This window comes from Tsukamurella sp. NPDC003166, assembly GCF_040611135.1.
In the GTDB taxonomy this organism is placed as follows: Bacteria; Actinomycetota; Actinomycetes; order Mycobacteriales; family Mycobacteriaceae; genus Tsukamurella.
Window position 1 is genome coordinate 1 of record NZ_JBEXNL010000013.1, and the last position, 19,817, is coordinate 19,817.

Annotated in this window: 19 protein-coding genes and 2 pseudogenes; 12 read left to right on the forward strand and 9 right to left on the reverse strand. The window is 71.0% G+C overall.

All coding sequences use genetic code 11. The features are described 5' to 3' along the window. Positions 1–162 precede the first annotated feature (162 nt). The 6 genes and pseudogenes from ABZX10_RS15085 to ABZX10_RS15110 form a co-directional block, all read right to left on the reverse strand. Positions 163–764 (reverse strand): annotated as a pseudogene (locus ABZX10_RS15085) (IS630 family transposase). Then, a pseudogene (locus tag ABZX10_RS15090) lies at positions 706–1,104 on the reverse strand (helix-turn-helix domain-containing protein); the annotation flags it as partial. The pseudogenes ABZX10_RS15090 and ABZX10_RS15085, both read right to left, overlap by 59 nt. Before the next feature lie 1,193 nt (positions 1,105–2,297). Beyond that, positions 2,298–2,525: a hypothetical protein gene (locus tag ABZX10_RS15095; RefSeq protein WP_355541139.1), complete on the reverse strand. Its 228-nt coding sequence runs from the start codon at positions 2,523–2,525 to the stop codon at positions 2,298–2,300. Positions 2,526–2,664: 139 nt separating this feature from the next. Continuing rightward, a complete protein-coding gene (locus ABZX10_RS15100) occupies positions 2,665–3,465 on the reverse strand; it encodes an LLM class flavin-dependent oxidoreductase (protein ID WP_355541142.1) in 801 nt (266 codons plus the stop codon). A gap of 1 nt (position 3,466) precedes the next feature. Next, a complete protein-coding gene (locus ABZX10_RS15105) occupies positions 3,467–4,849 on the reverse strand; it encodes a hypothetical protein (protein ID WP_355541145.1) in 1,383 nt (460 codons plus the stop codon). 56 nt (positions 4,850–4,905) lie between these two features. Beyond that, on the reverse strand, positions 4,906–6,243 hold the full coding sequence (locus tag ABZX10_RS15110) for a hypothetical protein (protein WP_355541148.1): 1,338 nt from the start codon (positions 6,241–6,243) through the stop codon (positions 4,906–4,908). Between the two features lie 258 nt (positions 6,244–6,501). Here ABZX10_RS15110 and rplM point away from each other — a divergent pair, with 258 nt between their 5' ends. The 7 genes from rplM to ABZX10_RS15145 all read left to right on the forward strand — a co-directional run bounded on the left by rplM (position 6,502) and on the right by ABZX10_RS15145 (position 11,852). Next, positions 6,502–6,948: a 50S ribosomal protein L13 gene (gene rplM, locus ABZX10_RS15115; RefSeq protein ID WP_355541151.1), complete on the forward strand. Its 447-nt coding sequence runs from the start codon at positions 6,502–6,504 to the stop codon at positions 6,946–6,948. Positions 6,949–6,989: 41 nt separating this feature from the next. Then, positions 6,990–7,448: a 30S ribosomal protein S9 gene (gene rpsI, locus ABZX10_RS15120; RefSeq protein ID WP_355541501.1), complete on the forward strand. Its 459-nt coding sequence runs from the start codon at positions 6,990–6,992 to the stop codon at positions 7,446–7,448. Positions 7,449–7,534: 86 nt separating this feature from the next. Beyond that, a complete protein-coding gene (gene glmM, locus ABZX10_RS15125; RefSeq protein WP_355541154.1) occupies positions 7,535–8,869 on the forward strand; it encodes a phosphoglucosamine mutase in 1,335 nt (444 codons plus the stop codon). Between the two features lie 42 nt (positions 8,870–8,911). Then, the gene (locus tag ABZX10_RS15130) at positions 8,912–9,601 is read left to right on the forward strand and encodes an HAD-IA family hydrolase (RefSeq protein WP_355541157.1); all 690 of its coding nucleotides are present in this window, start codon (positions 8,912–8,914) and stop codon (positions 9,599–9,601) included. Between the two features lie 75 nt (positions 9,602–9,676). Next, entirely contained in the window at positions 9,677–9,985 is a 309-nt protein-coding gene (locus tag ABZX10_RS15135) for a hypothetical protein (protein ID WP_355541160.1), read from the forward strand. Further along, positions 9,978–11,660: a hypothetical protein gene (locus ABZX10_RS15140; protein WP_355541163.1), complete on the forward strand. Its 1,683-nt coding sequence runs from the start codon at positions 9,978–9,980 to the stop codon at positions 11,658–11,660. The genes ABZX10_RS15135 and ABZX10_RS15140 overlap by 8 nt, the downstream gene beginning before the upstream one ends. Before the next feature lie 9 nt (positions 11,661–11,669). Next, positions 11,670–11,852, forward strand: a complete 183-nt coding sequence (locus ABZX10_RS15145; RefSeq protein ID WP_355541166.1) for a hypothetical protein — start codon at positions 11,670–11,672, stop codon at positions 11,850–11,852. 2 nt (positions 11,853–11,854) lie between these two features. Here ABZX10_RS15145 and ABZX10_RS15150 read toward each other — a convergent pair whose 3' ends face one another. Further along, complete coding sequence (locus ABZX10_RS15150; RefSeq protein WP_355541169.1) at positions 11,855–12,709, reverse strand: dienelactone hydrolase family protein; 855 nt, start codon at positions 12,707–12,709, stop codon at positions 11,855–11,857. 28 nt (positions 12,710–12,737) lie between these two features. Here ABZX10_RS15150 and ABZX10_RS15155 point away from each other — a divergent pair, with 28 nt between their 5' ends. The 5 genes from ABZX10_RS15155 to ABZX10_RS15175 all read left to right on the forward strand — a co-directional run bounded on the left by ABZX10_RS15155 (position 12,738) and on the right by ABZX10_RS15175 (position 19,161). After that, positions 12,738–14,144 (forward strand): NAD(P)H-hydrate dehydratase, encoded by a 1,407-nt coding sequence (locus ABZX10_RS15155; protein WP_355541172.1) that lies wholly within the window; start codon positions 12,738–12,740, stop codon positions 14,142–14,144. 12 nt (positions 14,145–14,156) lie between these two features. Then, positions 14,157–15,296 carry an alanine racemase gene (gene alr / locus ABZX10_RS15160; protein WP_355541175.1) on the forward strand — a complete coding sequence of 380 codons (1,140 nt, stop codon included), beginning with the start codon at positions 14,157–14,159 and terminating at the stop codon, positions 15,294–15,296. Next, a complete protein-coding gene (locus ABZX10_RS15165) occupies positions 15,293–16,372 on the forward strand; it encodes an alpha/beta hydrolase (protein ID WP_355541178.1) in 1,080 nt (359 codons plus the stop codon). Before alr ends, ABZX10_RS15165 begins: the two co-directional genes overlap by 4 nt. Then, positions 16,366–16,812: a tRNA (adenosine(37)-N6)-threonylcarbamoyltransferase complex ATPase subunit type 1 TsaE gene (gene tsaE, locus ABZX10_RS15170; protein WP_355541504.1), complete on the forward strand. Its 447-nt coding sequence runs from the start codon at positions 16,366–16,368 to the stop codon at positions 16,810–16,812. Before ABZX10_RS15165 ends, tsaE begins: the two co-directional genes overlap by 7 nt. A gap of 177 nt (positions 16,813–16,989) precedes the next feature. After that, complete coding sequence (locus ABZX10_RS15175) at positions 16,990–19,161, forward strand: hypothetical protein (RefSeq protein ID WP_355541181.1); 2,172 nt, start codon at positions 16,990–16,992, stop codon at positions 19,159–19,161. Here the strand turns inward: ABZX10_RS15175 and ABZX10_RS15180 are convergent. Both ABZX10_RS15180 and ABZX10_RS15185 read right to left on the reverse strand, forming a co-directional pair. Beyond that, positions 19,158–19,559, reverse strand: a complete 402-nt coding sequence (locus ABZX10_RS15180; RefSeq protein ID WP_355541184.1) for a type II toxin-antitoxin system VapC family toxin — start codon at positions 19,557–19,559, stop codon at positions 19,158–19,160. The two genes, ABZX10_RS15175 and ABZX10_RS15180, sit on opposite strands and share 4 nt — an antisense overlap. Beyond that, positions 19,556–19,810 carry a type II toxin-antitoxin system VapB family antitoxin gene (locus ABZX10_RS15185; protein ID WP_355541187.1) on the reverse strand — a complete coding sequence of 85 codons (255 nt, stop codon included), beginning with the start codon at positions 19,808–19,810 and terminating at the stop codon, positions 19,556–19,558. The genes ABZX10_RS15180 and ABZX10_RS15185 overlap by 4 nt, the downstream gene beginning before the upstream one ends. Positions 19,811–19,817: the final 7 nt, after the last annotated feature.

A 19,817-nucleotide genomic window follows, 5' to 3' on the forward strand; every position in this document is an offset into this window, starting at 1 on the left:
CAGCACAATCCGAGCTCGCGTCACCAACCCCGCCGGCATCGACGGCATCCGCAGCCACGACTCCAGCAATGCTCGATCGGCCTCGGAAATCAGAACGGGTTCAGCTCGCACCCCTCCAGTCTCCCACGACACCCATCGGCAACAGACTTTCAACACGAGCCACTAGTGGCCCGTGGCTGAAGTCTTCTTCCGGTCGATTTTGGTGAGGATCTCATCGGCGGGCTTGGTCCAGACGAAGGGCTGTGAGCGTGGGTTCCAGCCGTTGATGAACGCCCGGATCGCTGCCTTCAGCTCGCGGACCGATCGGAAGGTGCCGCGGTGGATCGCTTGACGTTCGATGATCGAGAACCAGATCTCAACCATGTTCATCCACGACGCCGATGTCGGGGTGAAGTGAACTGTGATCCGAGGATCTCGGTGAGCCAGTCTCGAACTTCCTTCTTCTTGTGGGTGGCGTAGTTGTCCATCACCAGGTGCAGCTCGACCTCGGGGTAGGTCTTGGCGACCTTCTTGAGGAAGGAGAGGAACTCCTTGTGGGTGTGCTGGTCGTAGCACTGCCCGGTGACCTTGGCGGTTCCGATCTCGAACCCGGCGAACAGGCTGGTCGTGCCATGCCGGATGTAGTCGTGTGTGCACTCGGCCGGGTGATTGGGGGCCATCGGCAAGGTAGGCTGCGTGTGATCGAGGGCCTGGATCTGCGTCTTCTCATTTGATGCAGATGACTTCCGCACCCTCGGGCGGCGCCAGGTACAAGCCGACGACATCGACGACCTTCGCCTCGAGCTCCGGGTCGGTGGAGAACTTGAACGTGGCCTCACCCCACGGCTTGATGCCCATCTCCCGCGAGACCTTCGCGACCTGCCCGTGATCGAGCTTCAAACGCTTGGCGAGCAACCGCGAGGACCAATGCGTCACACCCAAACTCGCCGGCGGAGGCGTCAACGTCGCTGCGATCACCTTCTCCCGATCCACCGTCGCCGGCCGCCCCGACCGCGGCTGATCAGCCAACCCCTCCGGCCCCCGCTCGCGAAACTGCTGACACCACAAGGTCACCGTCGGCTTCGAGATCGACAACTGCTCCGCGATCGCCGCCATCGTGACCCCTTCCGAGGCCCATGAACCTGGCTTCGTTGCTTCTGGTACGCGAGCACAGGGCCGCCAATGTCATCTGTTCGGACGATTGTCGAGCGCGTTCGGCGCGGTAGACACTGATCATATGCAGAGGTATCTAAGCGGCGCGTCAATCTTCTTGGTGTCGCTGCTGGCGTTTGCCAGTGGCTGCGGGGATAGCGGTTCCAGTCTGGGAACCGCCGGTGGCGCTACCATAGTGCCAGGGGGTGGTCGCGATGGTCGTCTTGAGTTAGCGCACAGCGAATTTATCAAACTTCCATTGGATGACCAGGTGGACGCCTGCGCATCGGTTGTCTCGAAAGACGCTCGAAATTGGGCGACTGCGCATGGTGTCGATATCGGAACCACGGAAACGATAGATGGAATGAGTCCGGAACAGCTTGTCGCTCTGCTTGATATCGAGATGATGAGCATATCGGACTCGAGCGCGGATATTGAAATGAATCGGGTTTCGTGTATATTCTCGCCGACCTCGAAAGCTTATCCCGAAGTGCTGAGGAATCTGAAGGCGTACCAGGACGGTGAACCGTATGGCACCGGTAGCTTTGGTAGGCGGACGATTAGCGCGGTGGTGTCTAGCCCGTCAGGTGACGTTTTCTCGTCCGGTAGCTATCGCGGGATAAATGCAGACGGTCGTCAGACTCGGATGGTCACTGCGTGGGACAACAATGGCGGTGGCTTCTCCGGAATATCCGATGGGCGGCATAGTGGTAGTTACGGGAGTAGATTCGAGTACGTATTGCAAGTCCGTGGGAAATCCGTTAAGCACATCGTGTGTATGGAAGTTTACAATCCGGCATAGCTGGTCGGATTGGCAGTGGCTGCTGCCGTACGCTTGCTTGCGGCATCCACACTAAGGTGGCGGTCTCGCCGTGCAGTCGTCGCCTCGTTGCGGCGTCACGGCTTCGGCCCCCCGGATCCGCCGCCGCTTGCATGCGCCGCTTGACCACAAGCTCGGCATCCCCTATTCGATTCGACACGGACGTGATCCGATCCGCCCCGCACGCCGGGTTCCTGCCGCTGCTACTGGTGCACGATCCTGAGGATCCCGACGCGCCGTGCCCCACGAGCGATGCCATCGCCGCGGAATAGCCCGGCGCGCGGGTCGCGTTCATCGGTCCGGCGCCCGAGGCCGGTGGATCGGCGGCGCCGCCGCGGGAGGGCGCTTAGCGGGTGCGGCTCGAGGTGATCGTGCCGGTGAGAGCCGGCCACGGCGGCTTGCGAAGCACCGCGAGGCAGCCCAGTGTCGCGGCGACGAACCCCGTCGTCACACCGATCAGTGCGATGCGGTCAGCGTCCACCGCGCGCACCCACACGGCGTTCCCGTCGCGGATCACGTAGAGGCCCACCGCGGACACGCGTTCGGTACCGGCGCGCCGCAGGATCCGCGACACCGCACCGTGGCACCGTCGCCGGTCACGTGCGGCTCGCCGAACTCCATCGACGAGCGGCCGGGGTCGGGCAGAAGCTTCAGCACGGGGCGCATGGGTCCATCATGCGCCTGCCCTGCTCGGAGGGAGGACCGTCGGCGGATCACGCCCCCGAAAGCCGCTCGACCACCGGCCGCATCGCGGCCACGGTGTGGCCGCCGAGCGCGATGAGGGAGATGCCGTACTGCTCGCGACGGCGGATCAGCGTGTCGCAGATCTCGTCCACAGAGCCGTCGACCAGCGTGGGGGAGTCTACCGCGCGCAGCGCGTCGAGATCGCTGCCGATGAAGGCGCTCACGTAGTCGGGGGCGAAGCCGTTGACCGCGAAGATCGAGCAGGCCAGCTCCACCCGGTCCCGCAGCGGCGCGGTGAGTTCCGCGAGCCGCTCCGCCGAGGTGGTCGGGGCCGTCGCCACGGCGACGGTGTCCGCCCGCTCCCGCGCCACCGCCAACGCGCGCGGTCCGCCGGCGGCCATGAGCACCGGGGTGTGGCCGGCACCGTCGAGCGCTGCCAGGGCGTCAAGGGTCTCCACCACCCGGGCCAGGCGCTCGGCGCCCGTGCCGAAGGGCACGCCGAGGGCGGCGGCGTCGCCGGCCACGTCGGGGCGGCCCGTGCCGATGCCGAACCGGAACCGTCCGCCGCTGATGGTCGCCAGCGAATGGGCCTGCCACGCCGCGTGCTTCGGGTCGTGCAGTGGCGCGGCGACCACGTAGTTCGCCACCTCCAGAATCGACGTGGCGCCCAGCGCCACCGCCGCGGAGGTGAAACCGTCGGGGAGCGGGTAGTTCTCGGGGAGTGCGAGGACGTCGAAGCCGTCGGACTCGATCGACCGCGCATAGGTCGCCCAGTCGCCGAGCTGCGGCACGGGCAGCGCCGTGACCGCGAATCGGAATGGTCGGGTCATGTCAGGAACCTCCTTGGTCGGGGCTGGAACCGCCGTCGGGCTGAACGAGGCGGAAGTGCGAGCGGGCGCGCTCCATGAACCGGCGCTCGTAGACGCCCTCGATCCGCTTGCCGTCGACCGTCGCGGACAGGTGCAGCCGGTCGCCGTCGAGTCGGGCGGTGACGAGCAGCGGAGCGTCGTCCTCGTGCTTGCGCATCTCGAGGACGTCGCCCTTCTTCACGAGCTGCCACGCGATCGTCTTCCCCGACGGTTCCTGGGTCACGACGCTGTCGTAGCCCTCGCCCAGGGACGTGAGCACGGCATTGCTGTCGTTGCCGCGCAGGGTGATCGCCACGTTGGACCAGGGCGCCGGATCGCGTTGCGCGAGTGTGGCCGGCACGCCGTCGATCGTGAACGAGGTCGTGCGCCAGATCCCGTCGAGGTCCGACCGCGGGGTATGGATCACGTAGACCGTCATCGCCCCGGTGGCGACCAGCGAGACGATCATGAGCGCGGCCGCCGCGAACTTGAGTACGACGCCGGTGATCCGCGACCACGCCCGGCTCGCACCCGCGACGGGTAGCGGCGGCACCGGAGTCGGTGCGGGGCGGTTGAACACCACCCGCAGCAGGTTCGGCAGGTAGGGCGCCGTGAGCGCGACGGCCACGACGAGCAGCTCGCCCGACACGATCTTCACCGGGACGTCGTAGAACAGGTTGAGCAGGAACACCTGGCCCATCGCCACGATTGCGAGCAGCGAACCCAGCAGCGCCGTGCGCCGCCACAGCAGCAGGACGCCGGCGACGAGTTCGACCAGGCCCGTGGCCACCATGTACGGGACGGATGCGCCCATGAAGCCCCACAGTGTGGTGAACAGGCTGGCGTCGCCGGTGAGCTGCAGCTGCTGCGAGGGCAGCGCCATGAAACCCATCTGCGTGGGGATCACCTTGGCGAGGCCGTAGACGATCATCGACAGGGCGAGGCAGAACCGGGCGAGTACCCCGAGCAGCCCCAGCAGCGAGCGGTAGTTCGGCCGCTTCCGGTCCAGCACGGTCCACGCCGCGACGATCACGACGCCGACGATGATCCAGCCGAGGTGCATGCACCACTGCCACAGGTTGTCGCCACCGCCGGTGAGGACGATGTCGACGCCCTTCCCCCGCGCGGCGTAGCTGCCGATCTGGGCGAAGAGCCACCAGATCCCGCTGAACTTCCAGATGATCGCCAGCCCGACGTTGCCGTAGAGCGAGAGCAACAGGATGCCGCCGCCGATCACGAACAGGAACCGGAACGCCAGCTTCTGCGCACCCGACCACCGGACCGCAGGTGCGGGCGGGACCGGTGGTGGAACGGGTCCGGGCGGTGGGGTCACGGGCGGGCCGACGGGACTCTGCGGTGCGCTCATGCCCGAATCGTATGGCTCACTCACGAGGCTCTCCTAGTGACAGATGTAACCGGTTGTCAGGGGAAGTCGAGGCTCGGCGCGTCCTCGTCGGGTACCGGGTGGGTGAACCGCAGCTCCTCCGACGCCCGCTGCATCGGCCGCCGCTCGTAGACCGCGGTGATCTCCCGGCCGTCGACGCGCCCCGCCAGGGTGAGGTGGTCGCGGTCGGGCTGGGTGTACCGCAGCACCGTCTCCGGGCCGGACCTGCGCGCCTTGATCCTGAGCGCGCTGCCGTCCACCTCGAGCACCCACGGCGTCGCGCGCGCAGACGGGTCCTGGGTGACGAACGCGGTGTAGCCGTCGCCGGCGGACTCCCACATCCCGCGGCCGCGGTAGGTGATCGCGAGGTTGATCCACGCCGGATCGCGCGCGAGGGTCGCCTCGGTGCCGTCCACCCGGAACGAGGTGGCGTGCCAGACGCCGTCGATGTCGCTGCGGGTCTCGGCCAGTGCCGCCTTGGCGCTGACCCCGGAGAACACCCCCAGCGCGGAGATCGACGCGATCGCCAGCACGGCGAGGACCTTGCCGGTGCGCCGCAGCCGGGTCCGGTCGGCGCCGGTGGCGCGCCAGATGGCCGGCATCGGCCCGGCGGCGCGGCCGAACCCGACGCGCACCAGGTTGATCCACTGCGGCGCGAGGAGGGCGATGGCGATGAGGAGGAACTCGAAGCAGAGGAATTTCACCGGCACGTTGTAGAAGGTGTCCATCAGTACCACCTGGACCATCGAGATGATCGAGCCGAGCGCGCCCAGCACCCAGGTGCGCCGCGAGAGCAGCAGCAGGCCCGAGATCAGCTCGACGAGGCCGGTCGCGATCGAATAGCCGTCGGACGCGCCCATGAAGCCCCACAGCATGTTCATCCGGCTGATGTCGCCCGCCGGCTGCAGCGCGTGGGTCGGCAGCTGCATGTACGCCATCTGGGTGGGGATCGCCTTGCCCAGGCCGTAGAAGATCATGCCGCTCGCCAGCGCGATGCGCCCCACCTGCCAGAGCAGGCCACCGAGGCCGCGGTAGTCGCGTCGCCCGCGGTCGAGCAGCGTCCACACGGTCGTGAGCACGACCGCGGCGACCGCCCAGCCGATGTGGTACTGCCAGATCCCCAGCGAGTCGCCGGCGCCGCGCAGCGCCAGGAGCTGCGGCTCGGTGCCCGTGACGAGCGCCCCGAGGCGCGCGAACGGGTCCTGCACGGCGGGCATGATCATTCCCAGCTGCAGGCTGCCGAAGACGGCGAGCAGGGTCAGCCCGCCGCCGAGGGTGAACAGCAGGCGGAAGCCGATCTTCTGGGCGGTGGTCCAGGCGGGCACGGGCGCGTTCTCGGGCGCCGACGGTGCCGCCTCCACGGTCTGGGAGGTCATGGCCCGAAATCTATGTCCCGACGGTGCCCTGCCACATCCGGGACGTCCCTGGGCCGCACCCTGATTCCGGGCCGGGGTGCGGCGGACCGTCGGACGTTTTGACCTGCGCCCTTGTGCCCGCGTACTCTGGTCCGCTGGTGTGCGACGCCGCGCCGCAGTTCATGGCTGCGCGGAGTCGGGTCCCGGGTCTCCGTTGGTCGCCGGGGGTGCTCTCGTCGCGCATGGACCGGCACCGAACCATCGAGCAGAGGATCTCCTGTGCCTACTTACACCCCGAAGGCGGGTGACGTGACCCGGCAGTGGCACGTCATCGACGCATCCGACGTGGTGCTCGGCCGCCTCGCCGTCGCAGCTGCCAACCTGCTGCGCGGCAAGCACAAGCCGACCTACGCCCCCAACGTGGACAGCGGCGACTACGTCATCATCATCAACGCCGAGAAGGTCGCCCTGTCGGGCGCCAAGCTCACCGACAAGCGGCACTACCGCCACTCGGGCTTCCCCGGTGGCCTGAGCTCGCGCACCATCAGCGAGGTCCTCGGCTCCAAGAACCCGGAGCGCGTGGTGGAGAAGGCCGTTCTGGGGATGATCCCCAAGAACAAGCTGGGCAACGCCATCGGCGGCAAGCTGAAGGTCTACGCCGGCCCGAACCACCCCCACACCGCGCAGCAGCCGGTTCCCTACGAGATCAAGCAGGTGGCCCAGTGAGCGAGACCATCGAGAACTTCGAGGGCGACGCCGAGGTCGTGCTGAACGAGTACACCTCCGAGACCCCCGAGGCCGCTGCCGAGACCCGCGCCCCCCGTGGCCCCGTGGTCGTCGAGCGTCCCGTCCAGACCGTCGGCCGCCGCAAGGAGGCCGTCGTCCGCGTGCGCCTGACCGCCGGCACCGGCAACTTCGTGCTGAACGGCCGCACCATCGAGGACTACTTCCCCAACAAGCTGCACCAGCAGCTGGTGAAGTCGCCGCTGGTCACCGTCGAGCGCCTCGAGTCCTTCGACATCGCCGCGAACCTCACCGGCGGCGGCCCGTCGGGCCAGGCGGGCGCGCTGCGCCTCGCCATCGCCCGCGCCCTGATCGAGGTCTCGCCCGAGGATCGCCCCGCGCTCAAGCGCGCCGGCTTCCTCACGCGTGACCCGCGTGCCGTCGAGCGCAAGAAGTACGGCCTGAAGAAGGCCCGCAAGGCTTCGCAGTACAGCAAGCGCTGATTGCAGGCTCATCCCAGGGCAGGCACCCGCATCCGTGCGGGCGCCTGCCCTGGTTTCGTTTCATCCCTACTCGTGTGAGGTGACCCATGGGGCGTCTGTTCGGGACCGACGGTGTGCGCGGCCTGGCCAACAAGGATCTGACCGCCGACCTGGCGCTGCGCCTGTCCGCGGCAGCGGCCTCGGTGCTCGGCGCGCATGACCTCGATGGCCGGGACAGGCCCTTCGCGGTCGTCGGCTGGGACCCGAGGGCATCGTCGGAGATGCTGTCCGCGGCGGTCTCCGCGGGCCTGACCAGCGCCGGCGTCGACGTCCTGCTGGTGGGCGTTCTGCCCACGCCGGCGGTCGCGCACCTGGTGGCCGAGTACGACGCCGCGCTCGGCGTGATGATCTCCGCCTCGCACAACCCCATGCCGGACAACGGCATCAAGTTCTTCGCGCGCGGCGGGCACAAGCTGGAGGATGCGCAGGAGGACGCCATCGAGGCGGCGCTCGACGATCCCGCGCCGCCCCGTCCCACGGGCGCCGCCATCGGCCGGGTCAAGCGCGCCTTCGACGCCGTCGACCGGTACGTCGCGCACCTGGAGTCGGCGGTGCACGTCCCGCTCGCCGGACTGAAGGTGGTCGTCGACGCGGCCAACGGCGCCGCCTCGACGGTGGCCGCCAAGGCCTACCGGGATGCGGGGGCCGAGGTGATCGCCATCCACGACGTACCGGACGGGCTCAACATCAACCGCGATTGCGGCTCCACGCACTTGGAGAGCCTGCGCGCGGCGGTCCTCGCGCACGAAGCCGACCTGGGGCTCGGCCACGACGGCGACGCGGACCGCTGCCTCGCGATCGACGCCGCCGGCCGGACCATCGACGGCGACGCCATCATGGCGATCCTCGCCATCGCGATGGACGAGGCCGGCGAGCTCACCGACCACACGTTGGTCGCGACGGTGATGAGCAACCTCGGCCTGCATCTGGCGATGAAGGCCGCGGGTATCACCCTGCGGACCACCGCGGTGGGCGACCGGTACGTGCTCGAGGAGCTGCGCACCGGCGGTTACGCCCTGGGCGGGGAGCAGTCGGGGCACGTCGTGCTCCCGGCGCTCGGCACCACGGGAGACGGTGTGCTCACCGGGCTCAAGCTCATGGAGCGGATGGCGCAGACCGGTTCGTCCTTGGCCGAGCTGGCGTCGGTGCTCACCGTCCTGCCGCAGGTACTGGTGAACGTGAAGGTGATCGACAAGGCGGCGGCGATGTCCTCGTCGGACCTGGTCGCGGCACTCGCCGCGGAGGAGGCCGCGCTGGGCGAGGCCGGCCGCATCCTGCTGCGTCCGTCGGGCACGGAGCCGCTGGTCCGGGTCATGGTCGAGGCCCCTACCGAGGAGGTCGCGCGGGGCACTGCCGAGCGCCTCGCCGGTCTCATCTCCTGACGGGGCCTGTCGAAACGTTTTCATAACCGGTACCGTGTGGGTATGACCGGTTATGAGGGTGTGCTGTTCGACTTCTCGGGAACCCTGTTCCGGCTGGAGCCGGACCCGGCGTGGTTCGCGGGCCTCGCCGCCGCCGACGGGCGTCCGCTCGACGACGCCGCCCAGCGCGAGCTCCTGCATCGGATGACTGTCCCCGTCGGGCTCCCGGTGCCGATGGCGGGCGAGGCGCTGCGCACCTGGCACGCCCGCGACCTCTCGACCGCGGACCATCGGGGCGCCTACCTGCACGTGCTCGAGCACTCGGGCGTCGCTGAGGAGGCCGACCGCGAGCGCCTCTACGGCGAGTTCTCGAACCCGCTGAACTGGACGATCTACCCCGACACCGCCGATGTCCTGCGCGCGGTCCGGGCCGCCGGGCTCGCGGTCGGCGTACTGTCCAACATCGGTTACGACATCCGCCCGGCCTTCGAGCGCGAGGGCATCGACGGCCTCGTCGACGAGTTCGTACTCTCCTTCGAGGCGGGGCACGCCAAGCCCGACCTCGAGGTCTTCCGCATCGCCGCCGCGGCGCTGGGGCTGCCGCCGGAACGGGTTCTCATGGTCGGCGACAGCCACGAGGCGGACGGCGCCTCCCGCGCGATCGGGTGCGGCTTCGCGCAGGTGGATCCGCTGCCCGTGGATCGGCGTCCCTCCGGGTTGCTCGATGCCGTGCGGCAGGCCGGCGTGATCTGACCGACCGGGCGGAACCGATCCAGCCGCTGGTGCGTCCAATGTATGACGGGGTTGCGCGGGCGATGGGGGACCGGGATGGGCACGAAGATCGATGCGGCGGCGGTCCGCACCGCGGGCGCGAAGTATCTGGCGGTGGGCGAGACGCTCGGGACGATCGCCGGCAGAATCCGCGGGTTCGCCGCGGAGGCGGGGGACTTCGGTCGCGACTATCAGTCCGACGGTGCGGCCTACGCTGCGGCGCTGGGGACGGTCGCCACGGTCGCGACCGCTTGGCAGACGGGCGCCAAGGCGTGCGGGACCGGGCTCACGAACTCGGCGAGCGCCCACGTCCGCACGGACGACGGTGCCGCCGCCGCGGTCACGGGGGCCGGCGCCGGTGGCTGACCAGACCGTCGACCAGATGCTCGACGCGGGCGCGGAGCCCCTCCAGTACTTCAAGTTGATGCTCGAGATCGCGCGACGCATCTCCACCCGGCGCTGGCCGCACTGGATCCGCGACGTGTGCCGGACCTACGACCACGAGCGCGGTATCGATCTCGCTGCCCTGCGCGGGGACGCGGTGATGCTGCGCGCGCAGGCCACCTCCGCCGCGCAGGCGATCACCGACCAGAACGGCGCCAAGGACTCCGTGACCGCGGCCTGGCCCGACAATGCGGGCAGGGCGGCGGTCACGACCCTCGGCGCGCAGAACACCCGCAGCGCGAGCGCGGCCGCCGTGATCGAGGCCACTGCGAAGGCTGCGGAGGCGATCCCGGACGCGGTGGTCGCCGCGGTCGCGACCAAGATCAAGGCGCTCACCGAGTTCTCGGTCTCGTCCATCGACGCGGACGCGCTCACCCGCGGAGTATTGGGCCGCGAGATCCTGCCCGGCGGCACGAACGACCTGGACCGCGCCGTCGTCGCCGCCTTCGAACAGCAGCTGCAGGCGGACCTCACCCGGTTCTTCGCCATCAACGACACGGCGGGCACGTCCATCCGGGCGGCGTACGCCGCGGTCCCCGCGGCGGCGACAGGGGCGGACTCCTCGGCCTTCCCCGCACCGGTCTTCACCGCGATCTCCGCGACGCCCACTCCGACGCCGGGCTCGCCCACCACGGCGGCCCCGGTGACCGGCACCGGAGGCGGTCGCGGAGGGGGAGGCGCGCCGTCGGGCTCGAGCCCGAGCACCACGTCCCCGACGTCAGCGTCGCCCACCTCGACGGCTCCGTCGACGACTGGTCCGACCACGGGCGCACCCGCTACCGCTGGGCCGACCGCCACGCCGACCGCGGCGACGGCGGCCCCGTCGGCGGGCAGCCCCTCGGGCCCGACGACGAGCGGCGCGGGAACCCCGTCCGCGACCACGCCGTCGGGCGCGACGCCGAGCGCCGGTACGCCGTCGGCGGGCGACACCGGCATGCCGTCCTGGCTGTCGAAGCTCCTGCCCTCGCTCACCGAGAAGCTGGGCCTCGACAAGAACGACGGTGCCACGAACGACAAGACCGGCGGCAAGGGGCAGGACGAGGACAGGTCCGCCAAGGGCGCCGAGGAGAAGGGCGGTGCGAAGGTGATCGGCACGGATGTGTTGGGCCGCACCGTGACCGCCACCGTGAGCCCGGACGGGAAGACCGTCGAGATCACGGCCAAGCGTCCGGACGGTACCGAGCAGAAGGTCACGGTGAAGGTCGGCGCGGACGGCACGCTGACGCTGGCGGAGGAGACGCCGGGCGCGGACACGTCGGGTACGGCCCAGAAGTCCTCCGCGACACCGACACCGAACCCCACGGCGAACCCCACCACGAACGTCGCCGCTCCGCCCGTCGCCGCGCCGCAGACCGGTGGCGCACCGTCGAATCCGAATGGCGCCCAGAGCACCGGCACCGGATCCGGGGAGGGCTCCGGCACGGGAGCGACCGCGTCGCCGACACCGAGTCCCGTCCCTGCCCCGGCGAATCCGAAGGTGACCGCGCAGCCGGATCCCGCGAAACCGGAGCCGGCGCCGTCCGGCGCCGCCGAAGAGCCCTGCCCGCCGGGCGAACAGCAGGGCAGCGGAGCCGAGTTCGCCGTCACCGTCCCCTAGGAGGCCGTCGTGAGCACACCCGCGTGGAACGCCGAGGACCATGCCCGCGCGCAGCGGATCGCGGCGCGCGAGAGCCTGTTGTCGGACCTGATGCGGGCCGTGGGCGTCGCGCCGGAGCCGGCGGCGATCACCGAGCCGATCGCGGTGGTCGCCCGGACGGACCTGCCCACGTCGTGGCTGCGCGGCGGCTGATCTCAGACCAGGCTGCGCAGGCGCTGCAGCGCGCTCGGCTCCGTGGGCTCCGCGTCGGGGTCCCAGACGAACGAGGTGTCGCCGAGGTCCGCGCCGGGCTCGGCGAAGGCCTTGAACTCCTTGACCTCGGCGAGGCCGCCGAGCAGGAAACCCGTGAGCAGGGCGCGGACGATCCGCTGCGTCGTCTTATCGGACCCACCCGCGCCGAGCGCTCCGCGCAGCGAGATGCCCTCGGCGAGGCCCCCGGCCTGCGCATCGGGGACGATGCGGAGCTCCGTGGGGCCGGAGTAGCGCAGGGACAGCACGCCGGCGTTGGAGGTCATCGAATGCTCGTCGCCGGCGGCGGCCAGGATCAGCGCGCTCGCGCTCGTGCCCAGCGCGGCCTTCTCGGCCTGCGGCGAGGTGGGGGCCGGGAACAGCGCGGCCACCGATTCGACGCGGTCGTCCGCGGCCGCGGCGATGAGCGCGGCGCCGGTGCCCCAGCCGTGGCCCACGACGCCCCGCTTGGCGCGATTCACCGTGATGTCGCCGGTGCCCAGGCGCACCTCGGTGATCACGTCGAGCGCGGTGCCCAGGTCCAGCGCGAGCCGTCCGTCGGCACCGAGCACGCCGCGCTCGGTGTCGGGGGCCGCGACCACGACGCCCCAGGAGGCCAGGTGCTCGAGCGTCTTGCGGTACCGCTTCGCCGGCGTCACCCAGTCGTGTGCGAGCGCCACCGCCGGCAGGTTCGAGCCGCTCTCGGGCGTGTAGATCACGCCGGGGAGGCCCGCCACGCCGAGGTCGCCCCGGAGCACGCGGTGGGGGCCGCGGCGCTGCAACTGCTTCACCAGCTTGTTCGGATCCGTCACGGCCCTCACGTTAGTCGATCTGCCGTACCGTGGCGGCGTGCGGCACTATCACCTCCCGGACGCGGTCCGGGCCGCCGAGGCGCCCCTGCTCGCCTCGCTGCCCGACGGTGCGCTGATGCGGCGCGCCGCGTACGGCCTGGCGCGGGTCTGCGCGGCCGAGCTGGCGGCCCGCACCGGCGGTGTCGCGGGCCGGCGGGTGGCCCTGCTCGTCGGCTCCGGCGACAACGGTGGTGACGCACTGTTCGCGGGCGCGGCCCTGCGCCGACGGGGCGTCGCCGTCGAGGCGGTCCTGCTCGCGCCGGACCGCGCGCACCCCGCCGGCCTGGCCGCGTTCCGGCGCGCCGGAGGCCGCGTCGTGACGGCGCCGGACCGTCCGGACCTGGTGGTCGACGGCATCGTCGGGATCAGCGGCCGCGGGTCGCTCCGCCCGGGCGCCGCGCGGATCGTCGAGGCGATCGACGCACCGATCGTCGCGGCCGACACGCCGTCCGGCGTGGACGTGCGCACGGGGACCGTCCACGGCCCGGCCGTCGCGGCGGCGGTCACCGTCGCCTTCGGGGCGCTCAAGTCGGTGCACGCGCTGGCGCCGGCGCGGTGCGGCCGGGTCGAGCTGATCGACATCGGCCTGCTTCTCGGCCCGGGCGCCCTGCGGTCCCTCGACGACGCCGATGTCGCCGCGCTGTGGCCGGTGCCGGGCGCAGACGACGACAAGTACAGCCTCGGCGTGCTCGGCGTCGTCGCGGGTGGTGCGGACTACCCCGGGGCCGCGGTGCTCGCGACGGGCTCGGCGATCCGTGCCACCTCCGGCATGGTCCGGTACGCGGGCACCGCCCGGGATGCGGTGCTGGCCGCCTGGCCCGAGGCGGTCGCGAGCGACGACCTCTCCGCCGCGGGTCGGGTGCAGGCCTGGGCGGTCGGCCCCGGGATGGGCGTCGACGATGCCGCGGCGGACCGTCTGGCCCGGGTCCTGGACCAGGACCTCCCGACGGTGCTCGACGCCGACGCCCTGACCCTGCTCGCGGAGCATCCGGGACTGCTCGCGGGGCGGACCGCGCCGACGGTGCTCACCCCGCACGCGGGGGAGTTCGCCCGGCTCGCCGGCCCGGTGGGCAACGACCGGGTCGCGGCCGCGCGCGAGGCGGCCCGGGAGTTCGACGCGACGGTGCTGCTCAAGGGGCACGTCACCGTCGTCGCGGACCCCGACGGCCGGGTGGTCGTCGACACCGCGGGGTCGTCCTGGGCCGCGACGCCCGGCTCCGGTGATGTGCTCACCGGGATCATCGGCAAGCTCCTCGCGTCCGGCCTCGGGCCGCTCGACGCGGCCGCCTGCGCCGCGCGGGTTCACGGCCTCGCCGCCGCGCGCGCCGCCGACGGTGCCCCCACCCACGCGTCCGCCATCAGCGCCGCCGTGCCGGACGTGCTGCGCGATGTCCTGCGCGACTAGGCTGACAGCGCCATGAACACACAGATCCCGGCGTCCGGACTGGACCGACTCACCGCGCAGATCGACCTGGGCGCGCTCGCGCACAACACGCGGGTCGTCGCGGAGCGCGCGCCGGGCGCCGCCGTGATGGCGGTGCTCAAGGGCGACGCGTACGGTCACGGCGCGCTGCCCGTGGCGGGGGCGGCGCTGGCGGGCGGCGCCACGGAGCTGGGCGTGACCACCATCGACGAGGCGGTGGCCCTGCGCGAGGGCGGCGTCACGGTGCCGATCCTGAGCTGGCTCAGCACCAGCGGCTACGAGCGGGCGATCGACGCCGACGTGCGGCTGGGCGTGAGCTCGCCGCGGCAGCTGGCGAACGTGGTCGCGGCGGCGCGGGCGGTGGGCCGCCCGGCGGTGGTGCACGTCAAGGTCGACACGGGCTTGAACCGCAACGGCGTGGCCCCGGACGAGTGGGTGGCGACCCGGGACGCCCTCGTCGACGCGGAGCGCGCGGGTCTCGTCCGGCTGCAGGGCGTGTTCACACACCTCGCGCACGGCGACGAACCCGAGCACCCGTTCCTGGACGTGCAGCGCGACGCGCTGGCGGCCACCGTCGCCGATGCCCGGGCGCACGGCCTGACGCCCGAGCTGGTGCACGCCGCGAACTCGGCGGCCGCTCTCACCCGTCCCGACCTCCACTTCGACCTGGTCCGCCCCGGCATCGCCCTGTACGGCGGGGTGCCGGTGCCCGGCAGGGACTTCGGCCTGCGGCCCGTCATGACCTTCGCCGCGCCGGTGATCCTGATCAAGCGGATCCGCAAGGGCGACGGGGTCAGCTACGGGCACAGGTGGGTCGCGCCGCGCGACACGGTGGTCGGGCTGATCCCCGCGGGCTACGCGGACGGTGTCTGGCGCCCGCTGAGCGGTCGCATCGAGGTCGCGATCGGCAGTCGGCGCTTCCCGCAGGTGGGTCGGGTCTGCATGGATCAGTGCGTGATCGACCTCGGGCCCGACGGCGGCGGGGTGGCGGAGGGCGACACCGCGATCCTGTTCGGTGACGCGCCGGGCGCCGACCGCGCCGCCGATTGGGCGGAGAAGTTGGGCACCATCGACTACGAGGTCCTCACCGGCGTGCGTGGGCGCGCCGTCCGGATGTACACGGGAGAGCTGTGAACGACGACGACCGCGGGCGGGTGCACATCCCCGCGCGCATCCACCTGCCCGGGCCCCCACTGCTCGCCGGGCTGAGTACGGGCGTCGCTGTTGCCGCCCTCGCCGGGATCGCCGCCGCCGCAAGGGTACTCGGTGTGCGCGGTGGCGGCGAGGATCCGGTCGGGCCCGACGATCTCGCGTTCCGGTCGGATCGGGAGTCGATCGTCATGAGCTCCGACGGTGTGCCGCTGCACGTCCGGGAGGTCGGCCCGCGGTCCGCGCCGATGACGGTGCTGTTCGTGCACGGCTTCACCTTGCGGACCGGGTCGTGGGTGTTGGTGCGCAACGAACTTCAGGCCCGTTGGGGTGACGACGTGCGCATGGTCTTCCCCGATTGTCGCGGCCACGGCGATTCCGGGGCCTGTACGCCCGAGCAGAGCACCGTCGGGCTGCTCGGCGACGACATCGCCACCGTCATCAGGACTCTGGTCCCCGAGGGGCCGGTCGTGCTCGCCGGACATTCCATGGGCGGCATGGCGATCTGCGCGTTGGCCACCGGGCATCCCGAGCTGATCGGGTCGCGGGTGGTGGGCGCGTCCCTGCTCGGCACCGCGTCGCACGCGCTCACCGACGTGGGATTGGCCGCGGCGCTGCGCAATCCCGTACTGGACGTGGTCCGCGCCGCGATCCGGTTCCTGCCCACGATGGTCGGCCGGGGGCGAGATGTGATCAAGCCCTTCGCGACCCCTTTCGTCACGGCCGGGGCGTACGCCCCGGGCGACCGGAGCGCGACGATGACGGAATTCTCGTCGACGATGAGCCTGTCCGCGCCGCTCGGGACGTACGCGGGGTTCATGCCGGCACTGGAGGAGTACGACGAGCGCGGCGCCGTGCCCGTGCTGCGCCGGGTCGAGACATCCGTGGTCTGCGGCGACCACGACTGGATGACGCCGCTGCGCAAGTCGAAGGCGCTCGCCGAGGAACTCGACTGCGAGCTCGTCGTGCTCGCCGATACCGGGCACATGCTGATCCTCGAATCCGCTCCGCGGGTCGCGCGCGCGATTGCGGACCTGGTTGCGCGGGTGAGTGGATCGTGAGTTCCTCCGAGCGCGTGCTGCCCGAGGTCGAGGACACCGAGGCACTCGGCCGGGAGCTGGCGGGGGAGCTCGCCGCCGGCGACCTCGTCATCCTCGACGGTCCGCTCGGGGCCGGTAAGACGGCGCTGACCCGCGGGATCGCCGCCGGCCTCGGCGTCGTCGGTCGCGTCTCCTCGCCCACCTTCATCATCGCCCGCGAGCACCGTCCCGGAGAGTCCGGCGGTCCCGGCCTGGTCCACGTGGACGCCTATCGCCTCGGCGGGCTCGACGAGCTGGACGCCCTCGACCTCGACACCGATCTGGAGGACTGCGTCGTCGTCGTGGAGTGGGGCGAGGGTGTGGCGGAGCGGCTCGCGGACCGCCATCTCATGGTCCGGCTGCGCCGGGCCGAGGGCACCGACGTCCGCACTGTGACCTGGGAATGGGTCGACGGGACGTAGCTTTCCGCAGAGTGCCTATCGAGCCTTCCGAACGATGAAAACCTCTGTTGCGCAGCAGTAGAGGCGATGTCATCCGATCGAACCAATACCGATCGGTAAGTAGCGGTGCAATTGCACAATCCGGCATGATTCACCCGATAGCTCGGCGCTCGCCGGGCCCGATTGGGGGATCCGCTCATGTCCGGTTCGCATCGCACTTCCACGCGAGGCGTCGCCCGTCGGCGCGCCACTCTCGCCGCCGGGGCCGTCGTCGCATCGGCCGGCATCGCCCTCGCGCCGGTCGCCGCAGCGGGTGCTGCGACCGCGGTCGACCCCGTTGGGGCGGCCGAGAACGGCTACGCCACCTGGGGGAACGTGATCCGCATCGCATCCGCGAACAGCGCGGCGCGGGACGCGGTCCTCGGCGTCGCGGCAAAGCCGTTGCCCACGGGCTGGGCGCCCACGTCGACGACCACCGCGCCGCCCACCTCGGTGACGCAGGTGCCCTACCTCACCGCGCTCACCCAGGCCGGGACGATGGTCATCTCTCCCGCGGACACCTCCGGCGTCCCGGGCATCCCCGGCCTCGCCCAGGCAGGGACACTGCCCGCGCAGGTCCTCCTCGGCGAGCCGATCCTCGCCGCCGCGGCGGACGGTGCCGGTGCGGCGACGAAGATCGGCGCGGCTTGGGGCGCACTGAACCTCATCAACGGCGACACCCTCCTCAAGAACTCGAGCGTGAACCTCGAGGCCCTCGGCGGGACCATCAAGGTGATCCACAACGCGGGCACGCTCACGGGTATCCCCAGCGTGGCGGACACGATCGCCCTGCTCCCCAGCGGAACCCGTACCACCACGAACTGGAGCAATACCGTCGCCTGGCCGCTGCTGCAGACCGGCGGTACCACCTGGCTGCTCAATGATCGCCTCGACCTCTCCGGCCTCACCAGTCAGCAGGTCAAGGACGCGCTGGGCAAGGACCTCAACGACCCGGACGGCCTCGTCGTCGAGAAGGGGACGATGGTCCAGAAGACGAAACCGTGGAAGGCGTGCTCGTTCTGTCCCACGATTCAGGTGCCGGATGGGCCACCGGTGTGGACGCCCACCCTTGACGAGCACGGTGACCCGGTCCGCGAGACCCGCTACGACCCGTCGACGTCCATCCCCGGCGCGCTCGCGAACGCGGACGGCATCGACATCCCGGGCTTCTCGGTGATCAAGAAGGGCGCGGGCGGGACGTACTTCCTGCCCGGCGACGGTCGGATCGGCTGGCTCGGCCAGACGACGCAGGTCATCGTCCCCGCGCACGGTGGCACTCCCGCGAAGGTCGCGACCGTCCCGATCGTCGCCGGCGGCGTCGCCGCACCGTTCGGCCTGCTCACCGCGGGCGGCCTGTACACGCCCGGCATCCTCACGCAGTCCGGCCAGAGCCTCGACGCCGCGCTGGGGAGTCGCTCCTTCGGCCTCGCGATCCCGCGCGCCGGACTGGGCGTGCAGACCACGTCGTTCCTCGAGTCCTGGCACGTCGGGCCGGACGGGGTGAATGTCAACACGGGCTGGACGGTGCTCCTTCCGCAGACCGGCACCACCGGCATCCCGCCGATCCCGCTGGTCTTCTCGCTGGGGTCGTACAACGCAGGGCCGAAGGGCTTCGGGTTCACGAGTCCGTCGTTGTTCGGCATCGGCCTGCCGAACTTCCAGGTCGGCACCACGCCCGCGAGCGGCGGCGGAACCGGTCCGATCGGCAACGCCGTCGGTGGATTCCAGCTCCCGACCACGCTGATCTCGCTCGACCCGAAGGTACTGCTCGGGCTGGCGGGCATCACCGACCCGACCGGGCTCGGGCTCACCGATCCGTTCGGTACCGCAGGCACGCTGCTGACCGGCCTGTACCAGGGCGTCGTCACGCCGATCGCGGAGCCGCTCACCCAGGCCGGCTTCGACGTGGGCGGTCAGGTGATCAACTCCGCCGGCAAGCACGCCGCGGAGGGCTCGGGCAACGTCGCCGAGATCATCGAGCGGGTGTCCGGCTCGGTGGCCGACACGGCCGAGAAGATCGAGCCGGTCGTCCCTGCGGCTCCGCCCTCGGCGCTCGATGACGTGACGATCGAGCCGGCTGTCGAGGCCGTCGGAAACGGCATCGATACGACGCAGTCCGGCGCGGGCTCCGTGCTGGGCGCCGTCGGCAACCCCGTGGGCCAGGCACCCGCGCCGGCGTCGCTCCCGAGCGGCGGGGCCGATTCGGCTTCGCGGCAGGGCGACGGTGCCGCCCCCGGCTCAGGTGGTGGCAACGGCGAGGCGGGCGGCGTCGTGACGGGCGGCAGCGGGGCACCGTCGGGCGGCGCCGGGGTCGAGCGCGACGCGGCTTAGCCCTCGCACGGTAGCGCCGACGCGATGCCGGTGTGGCCGAAGTCGTCGCCCTTCCACAGCAGTGGCTCGCCGGTGTCGATCGCGAGGGCGTAGGCGAAGCAATCGCCGAGGTTCAGCTTGGCCGGGTGTCCGCTGCCCTTGCCGAAGTCCCGGTACGCCTGCCGCGCGATCATTGCCTGCCTGTGCGTGAACGCCATGACCTCGATCGACGATCGGTCGAGGAGATCATCGAATTTGCGCGTAACGACGGGGTCGCCCGCGCGGTCCGCGACGATGCTGGTCTCCAGCAGCGTCGCAGCGGAGATACGGCCGGGGTTCCGTGCGAGTGCGAGAGCGAACTCCGGCGCCTCCGGCTCGTCGAGTGCGATCGAGATCAGTGCGGATGTGTCGACGATCATCGGGGAAGACCTGTTTCCTCGTCGTACAACTCTGCCGCGTGCTCGCGCATGCGCGCTCTCTGTTCGGGTGTGAGTCGACTCGCGATGTCCCGTCCGATGGCCAGTATTCGGGCAGCCTTGTCCTCGGCGAGGAGCTCTCGAAGCCGCTGCTCCACGGCAGACTCCACCGCCGCCGCCTGGGACTGGCCGGTGATCGCGGTGATCTGCTTCACCATGTCGTGGACCCGCGGGTCCTTGATGTTCAGAGCCATTGGTACC